Genomic DNA, 24,463 nt, shown 5'->3' on the forward strand with positions numbered 1-24,463 from the left:
TGAGTAGGCCGGCGCATGGCGGCCTCCCCGGGTACGGGATGGAATCGGCCCATGAGCACCGAGCACTCCGCCCCCGTCCCCGACGGCCCCGACCGCGCCCCGGCCGGCGCTGCCCCGGCCCCCTCGGCCGAGGCCGTCCGCCTGCGCACCCGCTCCCTCTGGGCCGGCCTCCTGCTGGTGCCCGCGACGGTCCTCGCCGGCATCCTCGCCCTCGCCTCCGAGAACGCCGCCCGTTGCGTCGGCTACCGCGAGGGCTGCTCCACGACCCCGTCGTGGTTCTACCTGGCGACCCTGGCGGTGGCCGCCGCGGCCTGGATCCACACCCTGTGCACCCCGGACACCACGCCCCCGGCCGCGTCCCGCAAGGCCGCGTTCTGGACCCTGATCGGCGCGGAGTGCGTCTTCCTGCTGCTGGTCCTCACGTCGACCGGCTGAGGGCCGTCCCGCCCTGTCCGCCGCTCCCTCCCGGCACGAGCGGCCGGTCGGGCCCGCCCGGCACGCCTGCGCCGCGCCGATCCCGCCGGGCGAGCCGCCGACGCCGGTTTCCGGACGGTTCACGGAGCGTGCCACCGGCACGATCCGCGCCGGAGGCAACCGCCTGAGGCTCCCGTGCGTCGTACGCACGTACGGCACAGAGGTGGGAGGGATACACGTGTTCGGTGAGACGAGAGCGGGAGCGCACGGTGTGCGGCTGCTCGGGCAGGTGACGGCGGTCCTGCTCACCGCGGGCGCCCTGGTGATCGGAGGGCCCGGCGCCGCGTCCGCGGAAGCCGCCTCCGTGTGCAGCGGGCGGCCCACCAAGACCGTGCCCTTCGCCACCGGCGAGCTGCGCCTCTACAAGACCCGGCAGTACGTCTGCGCGCTGACCGTCGCCAAGCGCCCCGGCGCGCGGCGCGCGATGGCCGTCTCGCTCCAGCCGCGGGGCGGCCGGCCCGTCGTCGACAGCGGGCGGTTCAGCCGCCAGGCCGGCCCGGTCACGGTGCACGCGCTCAACCGCTGCGTCCGGGCCTCGGGCACCGTCGCCGGGCGCACGGTGTCGACCGGGTGGATCCTGTGTTGAAGCATAGGTAAGGGCCAACTGGGTCTGGCGGCACACACGTTCGCCCCGCTAGGTTCGCGACACCGTTGTGAATCATGGGGAGGGTGAATGCGCAAGTCGCTGAGATGGCTGCTGTCGCTCACGGTGCTCATAGGCACCGTCGGGACGACCGGCGCGGCTACCGCCGCGGAGCCGGCCACCGGCGCGTCCGGCGCCACGACCGCCGGCACGTCCGCCACCACGGACATCAAGGACCGCATCCTGGCGATCCCCGGGATGACCCTGATCGAGGAGAAGCCCTACGCCGGGTACCGCTACTTCGTCCTGAACTACGAGCAGCCGATCGACCACCACCGCCCCTGGGCGGGCACGTTCCAGCAGCGGATCTCGGTCCTCCACAAGGACTCGGACCGCCCCACGGTCTTCCGCACCAGCGGCTACTCGCTGAGCACCACCCCCAGCCGGAGCGAGCCGACCCGGATCATCGACGGCAACCAGGTCTCCATGGAGTACCGGTTCTTCACGCCGTCCCGGCCGCAGCCCGCCGACTGGAGCAAGCTGGACATCTGGCAGGCCGCCAGCGACCAGCACCGCATCTTCACCGCCCTGAAGACGATCTACGGGAAGAAGTGGCTCTCCACCGGCGCCTCCAAGGGCGGCATGACGGCGACGTACTACGAGCGCTTCTACCCGCGTGACATGGACGGCGTGGTCGCCTACGTGGCGCCCAACGACGTGGTCAACAACGAGGACTCCGCGTACGACCGCTTCTTCGCGAACGTCGGGACGAAGGAGTGCCGCGACCGCCTCAACGCGATGCAGCGCGAGGCGCTCGTCCGCCGCGCGCCGCTGGAGGAGAAGTACAAGACGTGGGCGGCGTCGGAAGGCGCCACCTTCAACACGGTCGGCTCCCTCGACAAGGCGTACGAGGCCGTCGTCCTCGACTTCGTCTGGGGCTTCTGGCAGTACTACGGCCAGGACGTCTGCGACGAGATCCCGGACGCCGCCACGGCCACCGACGACACGGTGTACGAGACGATCGACGCCTACTCCGGCTTCTCGGCGTACACCGACCAGGGCCTGGAGGGGTACACCCCGTACTACTACCAGGCGGCGACCGAACTCGGCTCGCCCACCATCCAGCAGCCGCACCTCAAGGGCCTGAGCCGCTACGGCTACCAGCCGGCCCGGAACTTCGTGCCGCGCGAGATCCCGATGAAGTTCAAGCCGTGGGTCATGCGGGACGTCGACGACTGGGTCCGCAAGAACGCGAACCGGATGCTGTTCGTCTACGGCGGCAACGACCCGTGGGGTGCTGAACCGTTCCACCTCGGCAAGGGCGCGCGCGACAGCTACGTCTACTACGCGCCGGGCGCCAACCACGGTGCCACCGTCGCCGCGCTCGTCGAGGCCGAGCGGACGAAGGCCACCGCCCGCATCCTGGCCTGGGCCGGAGTCGACGCCCAGGCGACGGCCGCGGCCCGGCCGCTGGCCCGCTTCGACGCCCGCCTCGACACGGTGGACGACGAGCAGCTGAACCGGGAGCACGGCCTCCGGCCGTAGCCCCCGGCATCGGACGACGCGTGGCCGGAACCCCCTCGGGGTTCCGGCCACGCGGTCGTTCACGGCCGGTGGCGTCCCGCCGGACCGGCCCGGCGGGACACCCGCCGGGTCACCGGTACGGCAGGCCGAAGCCGACGGGGTGCAGCACCCGGGTCGGGTCGTCCGCGCGCAGCACGGGCACGGGCAGCCGTCCCCGCGGCCGCGCCCGGCCCGCCAGGACCCTGACGGCCGCCCGCAGTTCGACGTCGGTCCAGGAGTACGTGGCGACGGTCGCGCGCTGACCGGCGAGCTGGGCGATGTCGTACGGGTTGCGGATCGAGACCGTCACCACGGGGACCCCGGTCGCGGCGAGCCGGGAGACGAGGGTCCGCTGGGGGCTGGTCGCGGTCACGTTGTACGTGCCGACGACGATCACGTCCTTGCCGGCCGCCGCGGCCACCGCCTCGTCGATCTTCGCCGCGGTCGGTGTGATCCCGGTGGACAACGCCGTCGCGGTGTGACCGAGTTCGGTGAAGGCCGTGGCCAGGGTGGTGGTCGGCGGCCCGGTCGTCCCGGACGGCGAGGCCGGATCGGCGCCCACCACCAGGACGTTGCCGTGGCTCCGGCGCGAGAGCGGCAGCAGCCCGCCCTCGTTGAGGAGCAGGGTGGTGGTCTCCTCCGCGATGCGGTCGGCGTGCGCGAGGTGGGACGGGATGCCGACCGTGCGGTCCACGCCCGCCCGGCTCACGTAGGGCTCCTGGAAGAGTCCCAGCTTCGCCTTCAGGCGCAGGATCCGCAGGATCGATTCGTCGAGCCGGGCCTCGGTGAGCTCGCCTCCCTTGACCGCTTCGAGCACGGCGTTCCAGGCGACGTCCAGCTTCGGCGGGTTGAGCAGCTGGTCGACGCCGGCCTTGAGGGCCAGGACGGGGACCCGCGCGTCGCCGTACTTGGTCCGCACGCCCTCCATGCCGAGCGCGTCCGTCACCACCACGCCGTCGTAGCCGAGTTGCCCGCGCAGGATCCCGGTCAGGATCGGGTGGGAGAGCGTCGCGGGGTCCTCGCTCGGGTCGAGCGCGGGCACGACGATGTGCGCGGTCATGATCGAGTCGATCCCGGCGGCGATCGCCGCGCGGAACGGCGGTGCGTCGAGTTCGGCCCACTGCTCGCGCGTGTGGGTGATGGTCGGCAGGCCGTAGTGGCTGTCCACGGCCGTGTCGCCGTGGCCCGGGAAGTGCTTGGACGTCGCCGCGACACCGGCCCGCTGGTAGCCCTTGACCTGGGCCGCGACCAGTCCGGCGACGGCCTGCGGGTCGGAGCCGAAGGAGCGGACGCCGATGACGGGGTTGGCGGGGTTGACGTTGACGTCCGCGACCGGGGCGTAGTTCTGGCGGATTCCGACGGCGGCCAGTTCCGCGCCGGCGATCCGGGCTGCCCGGCGGGCGTCGGAGTGGGAGCCGCCGGCACCGAGCGCCATCGCACCGGGGAGCAGGGTGGCGGGCTCGCCGACCCGGCAGACGATGCCGTGCTCCTGGTCGGTGGAGATCAGCAGGGGGAGGGGGGTGCGCTGGGCGAGGCCGGCCCGCTGGATGCCGTTGGAGAGCTCGGCGATCTGGTGCGGGTCGCGGGTGTTGTGTGTCCAGGCGAAGTAGATGATCCCGCCGACGTGGTACCGGTCGACGAGCTCGGCGGCCGTGCGGACGCCGATCTCCGCGAGGTTCGCGTCGATGTCGGCCTGGTCGGGGGCGGTGGCGGAATGCCCGAACACCCGCATGACGAAGAGCTGGCCGACCTTCTCCTCCAGCGACATGCCGGAGATGAGCCGGCGCAGCCGGGCGTCGGGGAGGCCTGCCCCGGAACGGGAGTCGGATCCGGAGTCCGTCCCGGCGTGGGCGAGCGGGGTGGTCACGCCGGTGACGGCCGCCGCGGCGGCGGCGGCGGTGACGGTGAGGAGGGTGCGTCTGGAGGTGGCGCGGTGGTGCACTGATGCTCCTTCCGGCCGTGCAAGGGTGAAGGAAACTTCCAAGGTGCCACGGATAGCCCGAAAGTAACTGCCAGGTCAAGGATCTGCGCAAGAAACGCGTCGCGTGGTGTGTCCACGGGCCTCGCGCGCCGGGCCCGGTGCGGGCGGGAGCACGCGGGCGCGCGCGTACCAGTGCGTGCGTACGCGGCCCTGGGGACGGCGGGGCCGGCCGGACGGACCCGGGCAGGGCGGGACCGGTCGGGCGGGACCGAGGTGAGGCGGGGTCAGATCGCGGCCGCGACCGAGGGCCACAGCTCCTGGAGCGTACGGACCGTCTCGGTGATGGCCGGGCGGCGGGCCGCGCCCGTACGCCACAGGGCCCGCAGCCGACGGGTCGGGACCGGGTCCAGCCGGACCGGGGTCACCTCCGGCGGCAGGGCCCCGCGGCCCAGTCGCGGCACCAGCGCGACCCCGAGCCCGGCGGCGACGAGCGCGACCTGGGTGTGGTTCTCCTCGGCCTGGTGGACGATGTGCGGCTCGTACCCGGTGGCCCGCAGCGTCCGCATCAGCCAGTCGTGGCACACGGTCCCCGGCGGCTGCGAGATCCACCGTTCGCCCGCCAGCTCCTCCCGCCGCACCGACGCCCGCTCGGACAGCGGATGCGCACGCGGGACCAGCACGTCGCAGAGGTCGTCGCCGATCACCGCCTGCTCCACGCCCGGCGGGGTCGGCATCGGGGCGATGTCCCAGTCGTGGGCGACGGCCAGGTCGATCACACCGCGCGCCACCAGTTCGATCGACACGTGCGGGTCGACCTCGCTGAGCCGGGCGTCGAGCGACGGATGGCGCCGGGCCAGCTCGGCGAGCGCCCGGGGCATCAGACCGCGCGCCGCGCTCGCGAAGCACCCGATCGACAGCCGTCCGGCGGGCAGCCCGCGCCGCTCCTCGAGCCGTACCTCCGCCTCCTCGACGAGGGACAGCAGCTGTTCCGCCGTGGCGACCAGCTGGTGCGCCTCGTCGGTCAGCCGGATGCCGCGGCCCTGGCGTTCGAGCAGGGTCGTGCGGGTCTCCCGTTCCAGCTTGGCGATCTGCTGGGAGACCGCCGACGGCGTGTAGCCGAGGGCGGCGGCCGCCCCGCCCACCGTCCCGTGGACGGAGACGGCGTGCAGCGCCCGCAGGCGTCCGAGATCCAGCACGATGCCTCCTCGGCGACGGTACGGCGACAGCCCGGATGTAGCGCTGCTTCATCGAACCATAAAGGAATCCGTGCTGGTGCTACACGGTCGGGAGCGGCGATGCTCGATCGCATGCGCCCCGCCCACATCGCCCTCGCCGCGCTCGTCGCCGCCGTCTGGGGTGTCAACTTCGTCGTCGTCGAGATCGGCCTCGGCCACTTCCCCCCGCTGCTCTTCTCCGCCCTCCGCTTCCTCGTCGCCGCGCTGCCCGCCGTCTTCCTGGTCGGCCGCCCCAAGGTGGCCTGGAAGTGGATCGTGGGCGTCGGACTCGTCCTCGGCGTGGCCAAGTTCGGCCTGCTCTTCACCGGCATGGACCTGGGCGCCCCGGCCGGTCTCTCCTCGCTGGTCCTGCAGATCCAGGCGGTGTTCACGGCCCTCTTCGCCTTCGTCGCGCTCGGCGAGCGGCCGGGGCGGGCGAAGCTCGTCGGCATGGCGGTCGCGCTGGCCGGCATCGGCGTGGCCGCGGTCGACGAGGGCGCCTCGGGGCCGCTCGCCGGCTTCGCGCTCTGCGTCGCCGCGGCGGCCTGCTGGGGCGTCTCCAACGTGCTCACCCGCAAGGCCGCCCCGCCCGACGCCCTCAACTTCATGGTCTGGGTCAGCACCGTCCCCGTCCTGCCGCTGCTCGCCCTGTCCCTCGTCCTGGAGGGGCCGGAACGGGACCTCGCCGCGCTGCGCGGCCTGGACTGGGCCGGGGCCGGCGTCGTCCTCTACGTCGCCTGGGTCACCACGATCTTCGGCTTCGGTGCCTGGGGATGGCTGCTCCGGCGGCACCCGGCCTCGTCGGTCGCGCCGTTCTCCTTGCTCGTGCCGGTCTTCGGGATGTCCTCGGCGGCCCTCTTCCTGGGCGAGGGCGTCAGCCCGCTGCGCTGGTGCGCCGCGGCGCTGCTGGTCGGGGGAGTGGCGCTGACGTCGCTCTCGCCCGCCCGGGCGGCCACGGCCCCGTCCGCCACCGTGGCGGCGACGTCGTCCCCCGTCGTGCCGGCGGCCGGTTCCGGTGCCGGGCGACTCCCCTCCGGAGCGGCGGCCGGGGACCCCGCGGAGGCGTCCGGGGGCGTCGACCAAGATCCGGATATCGTCCTGTCCCATGGAACTCGTGCCGATCGACCGTGAGCCCGCGCCCGCGACCGTCCTCCTCAGCGGCATCCCCGGCAGCGGCAAGTCGACCGTTGCCGCGGCCCTCGCCGCGCGCTTCGCGCGGTCCGCGCACATCGAGGTGGACGGGCTCCAGGGCCTCATCGTCCGGGGCTGCCACTGGCCGACCCCGGACGGCGACCCGGAGGCCGACCGCCAGATCTTCCTGCGCGCCCGCAACGCCTGCCTGCTCGCCGACAGTTTCACCACGGCCGGCTTCCTGCCGGTGATCGACGACGTCGTCGTCCGCCGCAGCCACCTGGACTACTACCGCGCCGCTCTGCGGCACCGTCCCTTCCACGTCGTCTTCCTGGCCCCCGGCCCGGCGACGGCGTGGGAGCGCAACAACGCGCGCGACAAGCGCCTGACGACCGACTGGGCGCCGCTGGACGAGGTGATGCGGGCGGACCTCTCGGGCGACGGCGTCTGGATCGACAACGCCCGGCAGTCGGTGGAGGAGACCGTCGACGCGGTCCTGGCGGCGACGGGACTGACGCCCGGGGTCCCGACCGCGCGGCACTGAGCCGGCGGGGGGCCTGTGCCCGTCGCCGGGAGGAGCCCGTACCCCGTACGCGGGCCGGCACCGCGCCGCCACCGGCCACCGCGAGCCGTCAGCCCTCACCCCCCGTCAGCCCTCGACCTCCGTCAGGCCGTCCGCCCCCGGCCCGCCCGTTCCCGTGCGCCCGTCGCCGGCGGCGCCGTCGAGTCGCGCACCATCAGCTCGCCCGGCACCGTCGCGATGCCGCCCGCCGGGGGCTCCTCCGTGCCCATCGCCAGGCGGCCCGCCCGGGCCCCCGCCTCGTGGAGCGGCAGCCGTACGGTCGTCAGTGCCGGCACCGCGTCCACCGAGAACGGGAGGTCGTCGAAGCCGGCCACCGACACATCCCCCGGAATGCTCAGACCGCGGTCCCGCAGCGCCGCGCACGCACCCAGCGCCACCGTGTCGTTCGCCGCCACGATCGCCGTCAGCGACCCGTCCCTGCGCAGGAGTTCGAGCGTCGCGTCGTAGCCGGCGCGGCGGTCGTACGGGCCGTGCACCGTCAGTTCCTCCTGGCCGCCCGACAGACCCGCCGCGGCCATCGCGTCCCGGTGGCCCTCCAGCCGGTGCCGGGTCGTCGTCCGGTTCGCCGGCCCCGCCACGTAGCCGATCCGCCGGTGTCCGAGGGACAGCAGGTGCTCGGTCAGCCGCCGCGCCCCCGCCCGGTTGTCGAAGGCGAGCGCCGCCAGGCCGGCGTCCCCCGCCACCGGCGGCCGCCCGCACAGCACGATCCGGGTCCCCGCGTCCGCGAGCCGCGCCAGCTTGGCCGCCGTCGCCGCCAGGTGATCGGGGTCCTCCAGGGAGCCGCCGGTCAGGATGACCGCCGCGGCCCGCTGGCGCTGGAGCAGGGTCAGATAGGTGAGCTCGCGTTCCGGGGAGCCGCCGGTGTTGCAGACCACGGCCAGCTTCTCGCCGCCCGCCCGCCCCGACGCGCCCTCGCCGATGGCGCTCTGCGCCGCCCCCGCCATGATCCCGAAGAACGGGTCGGCGATGTCGTTGACCAGGATGCCGACCAGGTCCGAGGTGGCGGCGGCGAGTGAACTCGCCGGTCCGTTCAGGACGTAGTCCAGCTCGTCCACGGCTCGCAGCACCCGCTCCCGGGTCGACGCGGCCACCGGGTAGTTGCCGTTCAGGACACGGGAGACGGTGGCCGGGGACACCCGCGCCCGCGCAGCCACATCCGCCAGCGTGACGGTCATCGCGTTCCTCCGAGGTGACGGGGGCCGACCCCTTGTCCGGCGTGTTGTCGGCAGGCTAGCGTCATTGCCAGTAGAAAGCGCTTTCTATCAGCAGTGCGGACAGCGCTGATCCGTCGTGGGTGGAGGGAAGACTTCGTGACACGCAGGACAGTCCGGATCGCCATGAACGGCGTCACCGGACGGATGGGATACCGCCAGCACCTCGTCCGCTCGATCCTCGCCCTGCGCGAGCAGGGCGGACTCGACCTCGGCAACGGCGAGACCCTCTGGCCGGAGCCCGTCCTGGTCGGCCGCCGCGAGCACGCCCTGCGCACGCTCGCCGAGCGGCACGGCCTGACCGAGTGGTCCACCGACCTCGACGCCGTACTCGCGGACGAGACCGTCGACGTCTACTTCGACGCCCAGGTCACCTCCGCCCGCGTCGAAGCGATACGCAAGGCGATCGCGGCCGGCAAGCACATCTACACCGAGAAGCCCACGGCCGCCGACCTGGCGGGCGCGCTGGACCTGGCCCGCCTCGCACAGGCGGCCGGCGTCCGGCACGGCGTCGTCCAGGACAAGCTCTTCCTGCCCGGCCTGCTCAAGCTGAAGCGCCTCGTCGACGGAGGGTTCTTCGGCGAGATCCTCTCCGTCCGCGGGGAGTTCGGCTACTGGGTCTTCGAGGGCGACTGGCAGGACGCCCAGCGGCCGAGCTGGAACTACCGGGCCGAGGACGGCGGCGGCATCGTCGTCGACATGTTCCCGCACTGGGAGTACGTGCTCCACGAGCTGTTCGGCCGGGTCACCTCCGTCGCCGCGCACGTCGCCACCCACGTTCCGCGACGCTGGGACGAGCAGGGCAAGCCGTACGAGGCGACCGCCGACGACGCGGCCTACGGGATCTTCGAGCTGGAGGGCGGGGCGGTCGCCCAGATCAACTCCTCCTGGACGGTCCGCGTCCACCGTGACGAGCTGGTCGAGTTCCAGGTCGACGGCACCCACGGCTCCGCCGTCGCCGGCCTGCGCGGCTGCCGGGTCCAGCACCGCTCGGCCACCCCCAAGCCGGTCTGGAACCCGGACATCCCGGCCGTCGAGTCCTTCCGCGACCAGTGGCAGGAGGTCCCGGACAACACCGAGTTCGACAACGGCTTCAAGGCGCAGTGGGAGCTGTTCCTGCGGCACGTGGTGCTCGGCGAGGAGTACCACTGGGACCTGCTGGCCGGCGCGCGCGGGGTGCAGCTCGCCGAGCTGGGCCTGCGGTCGGCCGCCGAAGGCCGTCGCCTCGACGTGCCCGAGGTCGCGCTGTGATCCGCCTGCCCCAGGCCGGGGGAGGGGTCCGGGAGTACACCCCGCGTCCCGCCGCCGCCCGCCCCGCCGCGGGCGGCGCCCTGGCCTCCCGCACCGTCTTCTCCGCCGCGCACGTGGTCGCCGACCCCTACGCCGACACCACCCCCGACGGGCCCGCCGCCGTGGACTGGGACGCCACCCTCGCCTTCCGCCGCCACCTCTGGTCCCACGGCCTCGGCGTCGCCGAGGCGATGGACACCGCACAGCGCGGCATGGGCCTGGACTGGGCCGGCGCGGCGGAACTGATCCGGCGCTCGGCGGCCGAGGCGAAGGCGGTCGGCGGCCGGATCGCCTGCGGGGTCGGCACGGACCAGCTCGCCGCCGGCGGCCTGCCCGCCGGTCCCGCCGGCCTCGCGGCCGTCCGGTCGGCGTACGAGGAGCAGCTCGCCCTCGTCGAGGAGACCGGCTCGCAGGCCGTCCTCATGGCCTCCCGCGCCCTGGCGGCCACGGCCCGGAGTGCCGAGGACTACCTCGACACCTACACGCGGCTGCTCCGGCAGTCCGCCGAGCCGGTGATCCTGCACTGGCTCGGGCCGATGTTCGACCCGGCGCTCGACGGCTACTGGGGCTCGACCGATCTCGACACCGCGACCGAGACCTTCCTGGAGGTCGTCAAGGCCCACCCCGACAAGGTCGACGGCATCAAGGTCTCCCTCCTCGACGCCCGGCGCGAGATCGACCTGCGCCGCCGCCTGCCGGAGGGCGTCCGCTGCTACACGGGCGACGACTTCCACTACCCGGAGCTGATCGCCGGCGACGAGGCGGGCTTCAGCCACGCGCTGCTCGGCATCTTCGACCCGCTCGGCCCGCTCGCGGCCGAGGCGGTCCGGGTCCTCGACACCGGCGACGTGCGGGGGTTCCGGGAACTCCTGGACCCGACGGTGGAGCTGTCGCGGCACCTGTTCCGGGCGCCGACCCGCTTCTACAAGACGGGCGTGGTCCTCCTCGCCTGGCTGGCCGGTCACCAGGACCATTTCGCGATGGTCGGCGGCCTCCAGTCGGCCCGGTCGCTCCCGCACCTGGCGACGGCGTACGAACTGGCCGACGGACTCGGCCTGTTCCCCGATCCCGAGCGGGCGGAGGCCCGGATGGCGTCCCTGCTCACGGTGTACGGAGTACCGCGGTGAACGATCTCTCCCGTTTCGGGATCAACCAGATGACGGTGAAGCAGCTCGCCCTGCCCGAACTGGTCGAGCACTGCGTACGGCTGGGGATCCCGGGCGTCGGACTGTGGCGCGAGCCGGTCCGGTCGTACGGGGTCGAGGCCACCGCCGCACTGCTGCGGGACGCCGGGCTCGGCGTCACCACCCTGTGCCGGGGCGGCTTCTTCACCACGGCCGGCGACCTGGACGACAACCGCGCCGCGATCGACGAGGCGGCGGCGCTCGGCACGGACACCCTGGTGCTGGTCGCGGGCGGTCTCGCCCCCGGGAGCCGGGACCTGGCGGACGCCCGGTCCCGCATCACCGAGGCGATCGCGGAGCTCGCCCCGTACGCGGGGGAGCGGGGTGTCCGCCTGGCCATCGAGGCGCTGCATCCGATGTACGCCTCCGACCGCTGCGCGGTGTCCACGCTGGACCAGGCGCTGGAGATCGCGGAGCACTTCCCCGCGACACAGGTCGGCGTGGTCGTCGACACGTACCACGTGTGGTGGGACGACCGGGCTCCGGCGGCGGTGGAGCGGGCGGGCCGGGCGGGCCGCATCCACTCCTTCCAGCTCGCCGACTGGACCACCCCGCTGCCGGCCGGAGTCCTCGACGGCCGGGGCCAGTTGGGCGACGGCGTGATCGATCTCGGCCGCTGGTGCTCGCTGCTGGACGCGGCCGGTTACCGGGGCCCGATCGAGGTCGAGCTCTTCAACGAGGAGCTCTGGGCACGGGACGGCGTCGAGGTCCTGGAGGAGACGGTCGCGCGCTTCCGCGCGCACGCGGTCCGGGGCTGAGGGGGGCGAAGACAGGGCCGCCCGGTCGCGCACACGGCCGGGCGGTCCGGCCCGTCTACGGCACCTTGGCGTCGGCCAGCCGCAGACCGGCCTTCTGTGTGCAGTCGCGGAACTCGTACCACGGCGCCGTGCCCGTCCAGCGGAGGAAGCCCGAAGCGCCGGTCCCCGTCGTCATGCTGGCGAAGCGGCAGCCGTCGTAGAGCAGCTTGCCCGCCGTCGTCGCGTTGGCGGCCGCCACCGTGTGGGAGCCGAGCAGGGCGCAGTCCTGGTACCGGATCATCGGCCCGCGCGAGGGGTTGACGGCGTCGAAGCGGTACACGTGGGGGACCCCGTCCGTGGCCCACGCCTTGTACGCCCGGGCGGTGTCGTCGCACGAGACGAAGGTGATGGTGCCCTTGTACCAGGAGGAGTCGATCACCTTGTGTCCCGGGCCCCGCACCTCGAAGCGGATGCCCTGCGCGTACAGGCGCATGACCGAGTCGGAGCGCGGCGGGTTGGCGTTCAGCTTGAAGAAGGTGCCCGTGGAGTTGTCGTCGGTCAGGATGTAGGACCCGCCGATGAAGTTCATCGACCCGCCGTGCTCGTTGCGCACGAAGATCCCCGACTGGAACTCCACCTTGCAGTCGCGGAACCAGAAGTTGAGGAACTGGTCCTGCTGCTGCTCGGCCGGCTCGGTGCCCATGACCAGGAACGCGTCGGCGTAGGAACCGCCCACCTGGCAGTGGTCCCAGCCCATCTCGCTGTTGAGGTTGGACCGGGCCCCCGTCGGGCCGTCGAGGACGATGCCGGCCTTCCAGGTGCCGCGCCACTCGACGTCGGTGTACCAGGTGTCCTGCACGCCGAACGTGGCCGAGGAGTAGGAACGGCAGAACGTCGCGGTCGCGTCCTGGCTCTCGAAGGTCAGACCGCTGATCCGGATGTTCTTGTAGCGGTCCATGTTCCGCCAGAGCACGGTGTCGCGGACCGTCGGCGCGTACACGATGTGGGAGACGCGTTTGCCGAAACCGCTGATCGAGATGCCGTTGACGACACTCTGGCTCTGCGGGTCGGTGTTCTGCGTCGGCGGCAGCAGGTCGGGCTCGGTGAGCAGGTAGGTGCCCGGCGGGATCAGCAGCACCTTCCGGGGCGTGACGCCGGTCTCGGGGGCACCGCCGAGCACCTCGGCCACGGCGGCCTTGAAGGCGGCGTCGCTCGGGGTGGCGCCCGTGGGGTCGGCGCCCTTGGCGACGACGTCGACCACGTACGAACCCGCCCCGGCCTCCACGGCGGCGGGGACGGCGGCCGCGCTGCGGGTGCCGAGCGCGAGTCCGCCGACCACGGCGCCCGCCCCGGTCAGTCCGGCGAGCAGGGCCCGGCGGCCCGGGCGGCCGCCCGGTTCGGGGCCGCTCCCGGGCTCGGCGGCCCGTGCGGCCGGCAGGGAACTTGTCGCCGGTATGCGGTCTGCGGACTGTGAGGACATCGCCAACCCCCGTTGTGGAGAACGTCTCTTCAGCCGCGATCCATCGAAGATCACGACAAGGCGTGATCTTCCGTCATGTCCTGACCCCGCGCAAGGCGCGACCGCGCGCCGACCCGGCCCGGACGGCGTCCGGACGTGAACCGGCCCGTGGCGCACGACGGCGGGTGGGGGAGCTACCTGCGGCCGCCGCCCAGGATGTCGCCGAGGTCGGCGCCCCTCTTCGCGGCGGCGCGCCGTGTGACCACGGCGAGCACCGCGGGCACGAGCAGCTCGACCGCGCGGTGCACCGTCGCCGGCGGCAGCCCCGTCCGCCGCGCGACGGCGTTCGCCGCCGGCTTCGCGAGCCGGCCCAGGACCCCGGCCATGAGCCCGCCGGTCATCAGCCCGCCGAGCGTGGCGACGCCCTGGAGCTGCGGCTCGGCGGTGCCGGCCTCGGCCACCGCCTGGCGGACCTCGTCCGCGCTCTCCGGCTCGGCCGCCGCGAGGCGCAGCTCGCCGGAGAGTTCGGCCACCGAGGTGCCGACGAGCTGCCGGGCCCCGGCCGGGTCCGTGCCGAACAGGCCGGCGATCTCCTGGAAGCGGTCCTCGTCGAGCTCGTTCAGGACGTCGTCCTGGAAGCTTTGGTCGCTCATGCCGGACACGCTAGGGCCGGTCCGGCGGGTCGGCACGTCGAGTTCCCCCGGGTGCCCGGCGGGCTGTCGTACCCCTTCGCTACCGTCGGTGCATGTCCAATCTGGCGGTGCTCGAAGGGGTCCTGGAGCGGATCACCTATGCCAACGAGGAGAACGGCTACACCGTCGCCCGGGTCGACACCGGCCGCGGCGGCGGCGACCTCCTCACGGTGGTCGGCTCGCTGCTCGGGGCCCAGCCGGGCGAGTCGCTGCGCATGGAGGGGCGTTGGGGCTCCCACCCGCAGTTCGGGAAGCAGTTCCTCGTCGAGAACTACACGACGGTCCTGCCGGCCACCATCCAGGGCATCCGCCGCTACCTCGGCTCGGGACTCATCAAGGGCATCGGGCCCCGGATCGCCGAGCGGATCGTCGAGCACTTCGGCACCGACACGCTCGACGTCATCGAGCGGGAGCCGAAGCGGCTCGTCGAGGTGCCGGGGCTCGGGCCCAAGCGCACCCGGCTGATCGGCGCCGCCTGGGAGGAGCAGAAGGCGATCAAGGAGGTGATGGTCTTCCTCCAGGGGGTCGGCGTGTCCACCTCGATCGCCGTGCGGATCTACAAGAAGTACGCCGACGCCTCGATCTCCGTCGTCCGGAACCAGCCCTACCGACTGGCCGCCGACGTCTGGGGCATCGGCTTCCTCACCGCCGACCGGATCGCCCAGGCCGTCGGCATCCCGCACGACAGCCCCGACCGGGTCAAGGCGGGCCTGCAGTACGCCCTGTCGCAGTCCACCGACCAGGGGCACTGCTTCCTGCCCGAGGAGCAGCTCATCACCGACGCGGTGAAGCTGCTCCAGGTCGACACCGGGCTGGTCATCGAGTGCCTCGCCGAGCTCGCCGAGGACCCCGAGGGGGTCGTACGGGAATCCGTCCCGGGACCCGAGGGGCAGCCGGTCACCGCCGTCTACCTGATCCCGTTCCACCGGGCGGAGATCTCGCTCGCCGCCCAGCTCACCCGGTTGCTGCGCACCGAGGAGGACCGGATGCCGGCCTTCCGGGACGTCGCCTGGGACCGGGCGCTCGCCTGGCTCGCGACGCGCACGGGGGCCACGCTCGCGCCCGAGCAGGAGCAGGCCGTCCGGCTCGCGCTGACCCGGAAGGTCGCCGTGCTGACCGGCGGGCCGGGATGCGGGAAGTCCTTCACGGTCCGCTCGATCGTGGAACTGGCCCGCGCCAAGAAGGCCAAGGTGGTGCTCGCCGCGCCCACCGGGCGGGCCGCCAAGCGGCTCGCGGAGCTGACCGGTGCCGAGGCGTCCACGGTCCACCGGCTCCTGGAGCTCAAGCCCGGCGGGGACGCGGCCTACGACCGTGACCGGCCGCTGGACGCCGACCTGGTCGTGGTGGACGAGGCGTCCATGCTCGATCTGCTGCTGGCCAACAAGCTGGTCAAGGCGGTGGCGCCAGGCGCCCACCTGCTGCTCGTCGGGGACGTGGACCAGCTGCCCTCGGTCGGCGCGGGCGAGGTCCTGGGCGATCTGCTGGCCCCGGACAGCCCGGTGCCGGCCGTCCGGCTCACCAGGATCTTCCGGCAGGCCCAGGAATCCGGGGTCGTCACCAACGCCCACCGGATCAACGCCGGCGTGCCGCCGGTCACCACCGGCCTGACGGACTTCTTCCACTTCGTCGAGGACGAGACCGAGGACGCCGCCCGGGTGGCCGTCGAGGTCGCCTCCCGGCGCATCCCCGCGAAGTTCGGTCTCGACCCGCGCCGGGACATCCAGGTCCTCGCCCCGATGCACCGGGGCCCGGCGGGCGCGGGATCGCTCAACGGGCTCCTCCAGCAGGCCATCACCCCCGCCCGCCCGGGCCTGCCCGAGAAGCGCTTCGGCGGCCGGGTCTTCCGGGTCGGCGACAAGGTCACCCAGATCCGCAACAACTACGAGAAGGGCGCCAACGGCGTCTTCAACGGCACGGTGGGCGTCGTGACCTCGCTCGACGTCGACGAGCAGCGGCTGACCGTGCGCACCGACGAGGACGAGGAGGTGCCGTACGACTTCGACGAGCTGGACGAGCTGGCCCATGCCTACGCTGTCACCATCCACCGCTCGCAGGGCAGCGAGTATCCGGCGGTCGTGATCCCTGTCACCAACAGTGCCTGGATGATGCTCCAGCGCAATCTGCTCTACACGGCGGTCACGCGGGCCCGGAAGCTGGTGGTCCTGGTCGGCTCCCGCAAGGCCATCGGCCAGGCCGTCCGTACGGTTTCCGCAGGTCGGCGCTGTACCGCGCTGGCCCACCGGCTCGCCGGCGTCGCGTCCGCCCGACCGTGACGCCGACGGGGAGGGTCTCCGGGGCCGTCGGCGTCATGATCACGCGAACGGCGACCCCGGACTTCCGGAAGCGGGGCGAAGGGGGCAAGATGAGCAGGTTGGCGGCACTGAGTGCCGCCAAATGGCCCAATGGTCGACCCCGAGTGCACTCTCCTGAGCCAAATGGGGGATGGTAGAGACAGTCAGGGCACCTCGAAGAAGAGGCACTACGTCGGTGAGGGATGACGTGAGCGACAACTCTGTAGTACTGCGGTACGCGGACGGTGAATACACCTACCCGGTGGTCGAGAGCACCGTCGGCGACAAGGGCTTCGACATCGGGAAGCTCCGAGCCCAGACCGGTCTGGTCACCCTGGACAGCGGATACGGCAACACCGCCGCCTATAAATCCGCGATCACCTACCTCGACGGTGAGCAGGGCATTCTGCGGTACCGCGGCTACCCCATCGAGCAGCTGGCCGAGCGCTCCACCTTCCTCGAGGTGGCGTACCTGCTGATCAACGGTGAGCTTCCCAAGGTCGACGAGCTCTCGACCTTCAAGAACGAGATCACCCAGCACACGCTGCTGCACGAGGACGTCAAGCGGTTCTTCGACGGCTTCCCGCGTGACGCCCACCCGATGGCGATGCTGTCCTCGGTGGTCTCCGCGCTGTCCACCTTCTACCAGGACAGCCACAACCCGTTCGACGAGACGCAGCGTCACCTCTCCACGATCCGGCTGCTGGCCAAGCTGCCGACGATCGCGGCGTACGCCTACAAGAAGTCGATCGGCCACCCCTTCGTCTACCCGCGCAACGACCTCGGGTACGTCGAGAACTTCCTGCGCATGACCTTCTCGGTCCCGGCCCAGGAGTACGAGCTGGACCCGGTCGTGGTCTCCGCGCTCGACAAGCTGCTGATCCTGCACGCGGACCACGAGCAGAACTGTTCGACCTCCACCGTGCGTCTGGTCGGCTCCTCGCAGGCGAACATGTTCGCCTCGATCTCCGCCGGCATCTCGGCCCTGTGGGGCCCGCTGCACGGTGGCGCCAACCAGTCGGTGCTGGAGATGCTCGAGGGCATCCAGGCCAACGGCGGCGACGTCGACTCCTTCATCAGCAAGGTGAAGAACAAGGAGGACGGCGTCCGCCTGATGGGCTTCGGCCACCGGGTGTACAAGTCCTTCGACCCGCGCGCCAAGATCATCAAAGCCGCGGCGCACGACGTCCTCTCCGCGCTCGGCAAGTCCGACGAGCTGCTGGACATCGCGCTCAAGCTGGAGGAGCACGCGCTCTCCGACGACTACTTCGTCTCGCGCAACCTCTACCCGAACGTGGACTTCTACACGGGTCTCATCTACCGCGCGATGGGCTTCCCGACCGAGATGTTCACCGTGCTCTTCGCGCTCGGCCGTCTCCCCGGCTGGATCGCCCAGTGGCACGAGATGATCAAGGAGCCGGGTTCCCGCATCGGCCGCCCGCGCCAGATCTACACCGGCGAGGTCCTGCGCGACTTCGTCCCGGTCGAGGGCCGCTGAAGGTCCCGGACTCCCGCAGGCGCCGCCGGGTGAGACCCGTCGGCGCTCCGGAGCCGCAGAACGAAAAGCGCCCCGCCGCCGATCCCCCCACGGGTCGGCGAACGGGGCGCTTTCCATATCCCCGGTGCGGATTCCCCCCACGGGATCCGGGCCGGGCGCCTGCCGGTGTCAGCAGAGGCTTCGTGGGACTGCGCGGTCTGCCGGGGTACGTACGGGAGGGCCGCTCAAAGCTCCCCGAGCACGTGCCCCGGCCAACGCTTGCCTGAGACGTCCCCCAAGACATCTCATGAACGTCCCCCAAGACGTTCTTGGCATCGCCCACTTAGACTCGCGAACAGCCCGAATGGTTACCCCCAAATATCTGTGATCTAGGTCTCTTTGTGAAGGTCCTGTGCGTCACGTGTAGGTGAATTCACGTGAACCGCCGGAGACGCAGGCTGTTTGTCACGACAAAGACGGACGAAAAGGCCATCGCCAGGCCCGCGATCAGGGGATTGAGCAGACCGGCCGCCGCCAGCGGAATCGCCGCGACGTTGTAGCCGAACGCCCATACGAGGTTTCCCTTGATCGTCGCCAGCGTCCGGCGGGAGAGCCGGATGGCGTCCGCCGCGACCCTCAGGTCACCGCGCACCAGCGTCAGGTCGCTCGCCTCGATCGCCGCGTCCGTGCCCGTGCCCATGGCCAGGCCCAGGTCGGCCGTGGCGAGCGCCGCCGCGTCGTTGACGCCGTCCCCCACCATCGCGACCGTACGGCCCTCCGCCTGGAGGCGCCGGACCGCGGTGACCTTGTCCTCGGGCAGTACCTCGGCGAGGACCCGGTCCGCGTCGATGCCCACCTCCGCCGCCACCCGCTCGGCCACGGACCGGACGTCGCCGGTCAGCAGGACCGGTGTGAGCCCCAGGGCGCGCAGCCGCGCGACCGCCTCCGCGCTGCCGTCCTTGACCGTGTCCCCGACGGTGAGCGTGCCCCGGGCCCGCCCGTCCCACGCGACGTGCACCGCCCCGGGCGGGAGCGCCCCGGGTACCTCGATCTCCTCCGCCCGCAGCAGGGCGGCCCGTCCGACCAGGACCAGGTGGCCGTCGACCGAGCCGCGCACCCCGAGCCCGGGCACGTTCTCGAAGGACTTCGGCACGGGGAGCTCGTCCACGGACGTCCCCAGCCGCTCGGCGGCACCGGCGGCGACCGCGCGGGCGACCGGATGTTCCGAGGCGTGTTCCACGGCGCCGGCGAGGCGCAGCAGCTCGGCCTCGTCGACGCCCTCGTAGGCGGTCACCTCGCCCAGCGTCATCCGGCCGGTGGTGACGGTGCCGGTCTTGTCAAGGACGACCGTGTCGACCCGGTGGGTGGACTCCAGGACCTCGGGGCCCTTGATGAGGATGCCGAGCTGGGCGCCGCGGCCGGTGCCGACCATGAGGGCGGTGGGCGTGGCGAGCCCGAGGGCGCAGGGGCAGGCGATGATCAGGACGGCGACGGCCGCGGTGAACGCGGCCGTCACGTCGTCGGTCACGAGCAGCCACGTCACCAGGGTGCCGAGCGCCAGCAGCAGGACGACGGGGACGAAGACGGCCGAGATCCGGTCGGCGAGGCGCTGGGCCTCCGCCTTGCCGTTCTGGGCGTCCTCGACGAGCTCGGCCATCCGGGCCAGCTGGGTGTCGGACCCGATCCGGGTGGCCTCCACGACCAGGCGGCCGGAGGTGTTGACGCATCCGCCGGTGACGGGGTCGCCCGCCGTGACGTCGACCGGGACGGACTCGCCGGTGAGCAGCGACGCGTCCACGGCCGAGGCGCCGTCGGCGACGGTGCCGTCCGTGGCGATCTTCTCGCCGGGCCGTACGACGAAGCGGTCGCCGATCCGCAGCGCGGCCACCGGGATCCGTACCTCGCCGCCCGCCCGCAGGACGGCCACGTCCTTGGCGCCCAGCTCCATCAGTGCCCGCAGCGCCGCGCCGGCCCTGCGCTTGGCGCGCGCCTCCAGGTAGCGGCCGAGGAGGATGAAGGTGGTGACCCCGGCCGCCACCTCCAGGTACAGGGCGGAGGACGCGTCGGCGCGATCGGCGGTGAGGTCGAAGCCGTGGCGCATGCCGGGCATGCCGGCGTCGCCGAGGAACAGCGCCCAGAGGGACCAGCCGAAGGCGGCCAGGGTGCCGACCGAGACCAGGGTGTCCATGGTGGCGGCGCCGTGCCGCAGGTTCGTCCAGGCGGCGCGGTGGAAGGGGAGCGCGCCCCAGACGACGACCGGGGCGGCGAGGGTCAGGGAGAGCCACTGCCAGTTGTCGAACTGCAGGGCCGGCACCATCGCCAGCAGGACGACCGGCGCGGACAGCACGGCGGAGACCGTCAGCCGCAGCCGCAGCGCGGGATCGTCGTCGGCCGCCTCGGAGGGCCCGTCGGGCCCCTCCCCGGAGCGCTCGGGCTCCGGTTCGGGCTCCGGAGGCGGGGGCGGCTCCTCGGCCGTGTACCCGGTCTTCACGACCGTCGCGATCAGGTCGCCGATTCCGGTTCCCTCCGGGTACGTGATCCTCGCCTTCTCGGTCGCGTAGTTGACGGTCGCGGTGACGCCGTCCATGCGGTTGAGCTTCTTCTCGACGCGGGCCGCGCAGGAGGCGCAGGTCATCCCGCCGATGGTCAGCTCCGTGGTGAGCACGGAGGTGGTGCTGGAGGTCATGTGCGCGTCCAAAGGGAGCAGGGCCGTACCGGTGTAACGGTACGACCCTGCCGTGCTATGCCGGGACGCGTCCCCTGCCGGGCGGCCGGGCGTCCTCGGGGCCCGGGTGCCGGTGGGTCAGACCCGGCCGACCAGCTCGTAGCCGGCCTCGTCCACGGCGGCGCGCACGGCCTCCTCGTCGAGCGGGGCGTTGGAGGTGACGGTGACCCGGCCGGTGGCGGCGACGGCCGTGACGGAGGAGACGCCCGCGAGCTCGGAGAGCTCGCCGGAGACCGCGCCCTCGCAGTGCCCGCAGGTCATGCCCTTGACCTCGTAGACGGTGGTGACGCCGCCCGCCGGGGCGTCCGCCGCACCGTCGTGACACGAGCCGGACGGCGAGCAGCAGCTGCCGGTGACCTGGGGAAGTTCGGTCTTCGTCTCGGCGGTCATGACGTTCTCCTCTTCGAGGGTGGAGCTGGTTCAGGCTCGTACAGTGCCACAGCTTATACCCCTGGGGGGTATGAAATCCACCGGAGCCACGGACTCTCCGGCGCGGTGGCCGCGCATCGGGGGGTGGGCCGGCCGGTCTCGGTGGCGGGGCGGGCGGGGTGCACGGAAGGCGCCGGGCCGGTCGCGGGGCCGGTCCGGCGCGGAGGGGTGCGGTGGGGGTGGCTCGCGGCGACGGGTCGGAGGCGCGGTGGGGGTGGCTCGCGGCGACGGGCCGGAGGTGCGGCCGGCCGGCGGCGGGGCGGGTGACAGGGCGGCCCGGCGGCGGGTGGTGCGGCGGTGGGGCGTCAGCGTCGAGCGGTGCGGCCGTGGGGCGTCAGGGTCGGAGGCCCAGCGGTGCGGTGGTGGCCGGGGGGCCCGTGACGTTGGCGTCGCCGATCACCGGGTCGAGGTAGCGCAGCAGGACCCGCTTCAGCTCGACGATCATGGCGTCCCGCTCGGGACCTTCGGGCGCGGCGAGGACCAGGGCGAGGCCGCCCTTGAACACCGCGAAGGTCATGTCGGCGATCACCGCGCGCTCCGCGAGGGGGAGGTCGGGGAGGTAGTGGCCGAGCAGGTCGCGGACCCGGGCCAGCAGCGAGGCGTGCAGTTCGTCGTGCTCCTCCGCGATCTTGCCGGGGATGTCGGAGCCGTGCATGAGGGCGAGGAAGGCCGGGTTCTCGCAGTTGAACTCGATGAGCGGGTCGACGACCGCGTCGATCAGTTCGGGGAGGGGGAGTTCGAAGTTCTCCGGGGTGAAGGCCTGGCCGTGGGCCTCGCGCATCTCGTGCATCAGGCGCCCGCCGAGCTCGACGGCGATCGCCTCCTTGTTCGGGAAGTACTGGTAGAGCGTCCCCGGCGAGACGCTCGCCTCCCGGGCGATCGCGTTGGTGCTGCTCGCCGAGTAGCCGTGGGTGCAGAAGACGCTCGCGGCGGCCTGGAGCAGCTGCGCGATGCGCCGCTCACCGCGCGCCTGGCGGCGGCGCGGCTTCGGCTCGGCGGATTCCTCGGGCATGGCTGTCCCCAGCTTTCTGGACACGTTTGACAAACACGAGAGGTCGCTCGCATTCTTGGGAAACGCGAGCGAGGACTCGTGTTTGCCAGTCTATGGCAATGGGCGACCCATGCGGCCTGCCGGGAAGCGAGCGCACGGGTCACGGTGAAGGGGACACCGCGTCATGGCCGAAGTCAAGAATTCAGGGACCGCCCGCGGCGGGGGGTGGACCCGGTTCGTCACGGCCAGGCCGCGCCTGTCCCTCCTGGTGGCGCTGGTGATCACCGCGCTCGCCGTCGTCGCCGGGAGCGGGGTCGGCGATCGCATGGGGAGCGGCGGCTGGGAGGACCCGGACGCCGAGTCCACGTACGCGACCCAGGTGCTGGAGCGGGAGTTCCCCGCCTCCCAGCCCAACGTGCTGCTGCTCCTGGACGCGGGGGCGGCCGGGGTCGACGATCCCGCCGTCGCCGCCGAGGCCCGGCGGACGGCCGAGCGCCTCGACGCCGAGCCGGGCGTCAGCGGCGTCGGCTCGTACTGGGCGACCGGCTCGCCCGCCCTGCGCTCGAAGGACGGACGGCAGGCCGTCATCGCCGCCCGGATCGAGGGGGAGGAGAAGGAGGCCGGCGAGATCCTCCAGCGGATCGCGCCCGCCTACCGCGGCACGCACGGTCCGGTCGAGGTGTCCCTCGGCGGCCCGCTCGCCGTGCGGCACGAGATGCAGACGGTCATCCAGGAGGACCTGCTGCGTGCCGAGCTGATCGCCCTGCCGGTGACGCTCGTCCTGCTGGTCATGGTCTTCGGGAGCGCCGTCGCGGCCCTGCTGCCGCTGGGCATCGGCATCGTCGCCATCCTCGGCACGAACGCGGTGCTGCGCGGGCTCACCGAGTTCACCGACGTCTCCGTCTTCGCGCAGAACCTGACCACGGCGCTCGGCCTCGGACTCGCCATCGACTACGCGCTCTTCGTGGTCCGCCGCTTCCGCGAGGAGCTGGCGGCCGGCGCCGACACCCGGACCGCCGTGGGGACCACCCTGCGCACGGCGGGGCGGACGGTGCTCTTCTCCGCGCTCACCGTGGCCGTCTCGCTCGCCGCGATGCTGGTCTTCCCGCAGTACTTCCTCCGCTCCTTCGCCTACGCCGGGATCGCCGTCGTGCTGCTGGCCGCCGCGGCGGCGCTGATCCTGCTGCCCGCGGCGCTGATGCTGCTCGGCGACCGGGTCAACGCGCTCGACCTGCGACGGCTGTTCGCCCGCCGCCGGGCCGCGCGGGCCGGCGACGGGGCCGGACCGGCCGGGGCCGGCCGGGGCGACGGGGACGGTGCGGGCTGGGCCCGGACGGCGGCGCTCGTGATGCGGCGTGCTCCGGTCTTCGTCGTGGCGACCACCGCCGGCCTCGTCCTGCTCGGACTGCCCTTCCTGGGCGTGAAGTTCGGCACGGCCGACGACCGGCAGCTGCCCTCGACCTCGGAGTCGCGGGTGGTGCAGGACCAGCTGCGCGACGGCTTCCCCGGCACTCCGGGCGGCGGCCTGACCGTGCTCGCCGAGGGCGGCGCCACGCCGGCGCAGTACGCCGACTACCGCGAGCGGATCGCGGACCTGCCCGGGGTGGAGCGGGTGGACGGCCCGGTGACCTCCGGATCCGGGGCCCGCGCCCACGCCTACTTCACCGTCGTGCCCGAGGGTGAGGCCGTCGGCGAGGGCGCCCAGCGCGTGGTGGGCGAACTGCGGGCTCAGGAGGCCCCGTTCGACACCTCCGTGACCGGGGCGGCGGCCGTGCTGACCGACTCCAAGGACGCCATAGCCGACCGGCTCCCCTGGGCCGCGGCGATCATCGTCGTGATCACCCTGCTCCTGGTCTTCCTGCTCACCGGCAGCGTGCTGATCCCGCTCCAGGCCGTCGTCCTCAACGCCCTCAGCCTCACGGCGATGTTCGGCGCGGTCGTCTGGGTCTTCCAGGAGGGGCACCTGTCCGGGCTGCTCGGCTTCACCGCCACGGGCGACATCGAGACCACGCTGCCGGTCCTGATGTTCTGTGTCGCCTTCGGACTCTCCATGGACTACGGGGTCTTCCTGCTCTCCCGGATCAAGGAGGAGTACGACGCCACGGGCGACCACGAGCACTCCGTGCGGTTCGGTCTCCGGCGCACCGGCGGGCTGATCACCGCCGCCGCGGTGATCCTGGCCGTCGTGATGGTCGCCATCGGCACCTCCCGGGTGACCAACACCAAGATGCTGGGCCTCGGGGTCGCGCTCGCCGTGCTGATGGACGCCATGGTGGTGCGCAGCCTGCTCGTGCCGTCCGTGATGAAGCTGACGGGCCGGCTGACCTGGTGGGCCCCGGGACCGCTGCGCCGCTTCCACGACCGGTTCGGGATCAGCGAGGGCGGCGGCCCGGCGGCGGCGCCGGTCGCGGCGAGGGAGGAGGGGGCCGAGGAGGCCCCGCGGGACAGGGAGCCGGTGGGCTGAGACCGGCGCGCCGCCCTCGCCCGGCCCGGACGGCCTGTCCGGGC

General features: G+C 72.8%; 19 protein-coding genes. 11 read left to right on the forward strand and 8 right to left on the reverse strand.

What is annotated here, in order from left to right:
• Positions 1-51: 51 nt before the first annotated feature.
• The 3 genes from ACE1OA_RS22140 (at position 52) to ACE1OA_RS22150 (ending at position 2,602) form a co-directional block, all read left to right on the forward strand.
• Positions 52-435 (forward strand): hypothetical protein, encoded by a 384-nt coding sequence (locus ACE1OA_RS22140; RefSeq protein ID WP_356599016.1) that lies wholly within the window; start codon positions 52-54, stop codon positions 433-435.
• A 217-nt stretch (positions 436-652) separates the two neighbouring features.
• On the forward strand, positions 653-1,060 hold the full coding sequence (locus ACE1OA_RS22145; RefSeq protein WP_432753261.1) for a hypothetical protein: 408 nt from the start codon (positions 653-655) through the stop codon (positions 1,058-1,060).
• 87 nt (positions 1,061-1,147) lie between these two features.
• Complete coding sequence (locus tag ACE1OA_RS22150; RefSeq protein WP_356599012.1) at positions 1,148-2,602, forward strand: aminopeptidase; 1,455 nt, start codon at positions 1,148-1,150, stop codon at positions 2,600-2,602.
• Positions 2,603-2,711: 109 nt separating this feature from the next.
• Here the strand turns inward: ACE1OA_RS22150 and ACE1OA_RS22155 are convergent, their stop codons facing one another.
• Both ACE1OA_RS22155 and ACE1OA_RS22160 read right to left on the reverse strand, forming a co-directional pair.
• The gene (locus ACE1OA_RS22155) at positions 2,712-4,562 is read right to left on the reverse strand and encodes a glycoside hydrolase family 3 protein (protein ID WP_432753262.1); all 1,851 of its coding nucleotides are present in this window, start codon (positions 4,560-4,562) and stop codon (positions 2,712-2,714) included.
• 263 nt (positions 4,563-4,825) lie between these two features.
• Entirely contained in the window at positions 4,826-5,737 is a 912-nt protein-coding gene (locus tag ACE1OA_RS22160) for a LysR family transcriptional regulator (RefSeq protein WP_356599008.1), read from the reverse strand.
• Positions 5,738-5,848: 111 nt separating this feature from the next.
• Between ACE1OA_RS22160 and ACE1OA_RS22165 the strand changes: the two genes are divergently transcribed.
• Both ACE1OA_RS22165 and ACE1OA_RS22170 read left to right on the forward strand, forming a co-directional pair.
• The gene (locus tag ACE1OA_RS22165; RefSeq protein ID WP_432754086.1) at positions 5,849-6,886 is read left to right on the forward strand and encodes an EamA family transporter; all 1,038 of its coding nucleotides are present in this window, start codon (positions 5,849-5,851) and stop codon (positions 6,884-6,886) included.
• On the forward strand, positions 6,861-7,430 hold the full coding sequence (locus ACE1OA_RS22170) for an AAA family ATPase (RefSeq protein ID WP_356599004.1): 570 nt from the start codon (positions 6,861-6,863) through the stop codon (positions 7,428-7,430). The genes ACE1OA_RS22165 and ACE1OA_RS22170 overlap by 26 nt, the downstream gene beginning before the upstream one ends.
• 122 nt (positions 7,431-7,552) lie before the next feature.
• Here ACE1OA_RS22170 and ACE1OA_RS22175 read toward each other — a convergent pair whose 3' ends face one another.
• A complete protein-coding gene (locus tag ACE1OA_RS22175; protein ID WP_356599002.1) occupies positions 7,553-8,644 on the reverse strand; it encodes a LacI family DNA-binding transcriptional regulator in 1,092 nt (363 codons plus the stop codon).
• Between the two features lie 135 nt (positions 8,645-8,779).
• Between ACE1OA_RS22175 and ACE1OA_RS22180 the strand changes: the two genes are divergently transcribed.
• From ACE1OA_RS22180 to ACE1OA_RS22190, 3 genes are read left to right on the forward strand one after another with little or no spacing between them, the layout of a single operon-like run.
• Positions 8,780-9,931, forward strand: coding sequence for a Gfo/Idh/MocA family protein (locus ACE1OA_RS22180; RefSeq protein ID WP_356599000.1), 1,152 nt, complete (start codon positions 8,780-8,782; stop codon positions 9,929-9,931).
• Entirely contained in the window at positions 9,928-11,097 is a 1,170-nt protein-coding gene (locus tag ACE1OA_RS22185) for a dihydrodipicolinate synthase family protein (RefSeq protein WP_356777652.1), read from the forward strand. The genes ACE1OA_RS22180 and ACE1OA_RS22185 overlap by 4 nt, the downstream gene beginning before the upstream one ends.
• A 29-nt stretch (positions 11,098-11,126) precedes the next feature.
• Positions 11,127-11,912 carry a sugar phosphate isomerase/epimerase family protein gene (locus ACE1OA_RS22190; RefSeq protein WP_384866935.1) on the forward strand — a complete coding sequence of 262 codons (786 nt, stop codon included), beginning with the start codon at positions 11,127-11,129 and terminating at the stop codon, positions 11,910-11,912.
• Positions 11,913-11,967: 55 nt separating this feature from the next.
• On the opposite strand, the gene ACE1OA_RS22195 is transcribed toward ACE1OA_RS22190, so the two are convergent.
• Positions 11,968-13,371: a hypothetical protein gene (locus ACE1OA_RS22195; protein WP_432753263.1), complete on the reverse strand. Its 1,404-nt coding sequence runs from the start codon at positions 13,369-13,371 to the stop codon at positions 11,968-11,970.
• Between the two features lie 173 nt (positions 13,372-13,544).
• Positions 13,545-14,003, reverse strand: coding sequence for a DUF937 domain-containing protein (locus tag ACE1OA_RS22200; RefSeq protein WP_356598994.1), 459 nt, complete (start codon positions 14,001-14,003; stop codon positions 13,545-13,547).
• Positions 14,004-14,095: 92 nt separating this feature from the next.
• Here ACE1OA_RS22200 and recD2 point away from each other — a divergent pair, with 92 nt between their 5' ends.
• Positions 14,096-16,315 (forward strand): SF1B family DNA helicase RecD2, encoded by a 2,220-nt coding sequence (recD2, locus tag ACE1OA_RS22205; RefSeq protein ID WP_356777646.1) that lies wholly within the window; start codon positions 14,096-14,098, stop codon positions 16,313-16,315.
• Between the two features lie 226 nt (positions 16,316-16,541).
• Positions 16,542-17,831, forward strand: coding sequence for a citrate synthase (locus tag ACE1OA_RS22210; RefSeq protein WP_386545006.1), 1,290 nt, complete (start codon positions 16,542-16,544; stop codon positions 17,829-17,831).
• A gap of 412 nt (positions 17,832-18,243) precedes the next feature.
• Here ACE1OA_RS22210 and ACE1OA_RS22215 read toward each other — a convergent pair whose 3' ends face one another.
• From ACE1OA_RS22215 to ACE1OA_RS22225, 3 genes are all read right to left on the reverse strand, one after another.
• Positions 18,244-20,496 (reverse strand): heavy metal translocating P-type ATPase, encoded by a 2,253-nt coding sequence (locus ACE1OA_RS22215; protein WP_386545003.1) that lies wholly within the window; start codon positions 20,494-20,496, stop codon positions 18,244-18,246.
• Positions 20,497-20,613: 117 nt separating this feature from the next.
• Positions 20,614-20,925 (reverse strand): heavy-metal-associated domain-containing protein, encoded by a 312-nt coding sequence (locus tag ACE1OA_RS22220; protein ID WP_432753264.1) that lies wholly within the window; start codon positions 20,923-20,925, stop codon positions 20,614-20,616.
• A 373-nt stretch (positions 20,926-21,298) separates the two neighbouring features.
• On the reverse strand, positions 21,299-21,976 hold the full coding sequence (locus ACE1OA_RS22225) for a TetR/AcrR family transcriptional regulator (RefSeq protein WP_384866726.1): 678 nt from the start codon (positions 21,974-21,976) through the stop codon (positions 21,299-21,301).
• A 163-nt stretch (positions 21,977-22,139) separates the two neighbouring features.
• Between ACE1OA_RS22225 and ACE1OA_RS22230 the strand changes: the two genes are divergently transcribed.
• Positions 22,140-24,419, forward strand: coding sequence for an MMPL family transporter (locus ACE1OA_RS22230; protein WP_432753265.1), 2,280 nt, complete (start codon positions 22,140-22,142; stop codon positions 24,417-24,419).
• Positions 24,420-24,463: the final 44 nt, after the last annotated feature.

It is taken from the genome of Streptomyces sp. JL2001 (assembly GCF_050917515.1).
In the GTDB taxonomy this organism is placed as follows: domain Bacteria; phylum Actinomycetota; class Actinomycetes; order Streptomycetales; family Streptomycetaceae; genus Streptomyces.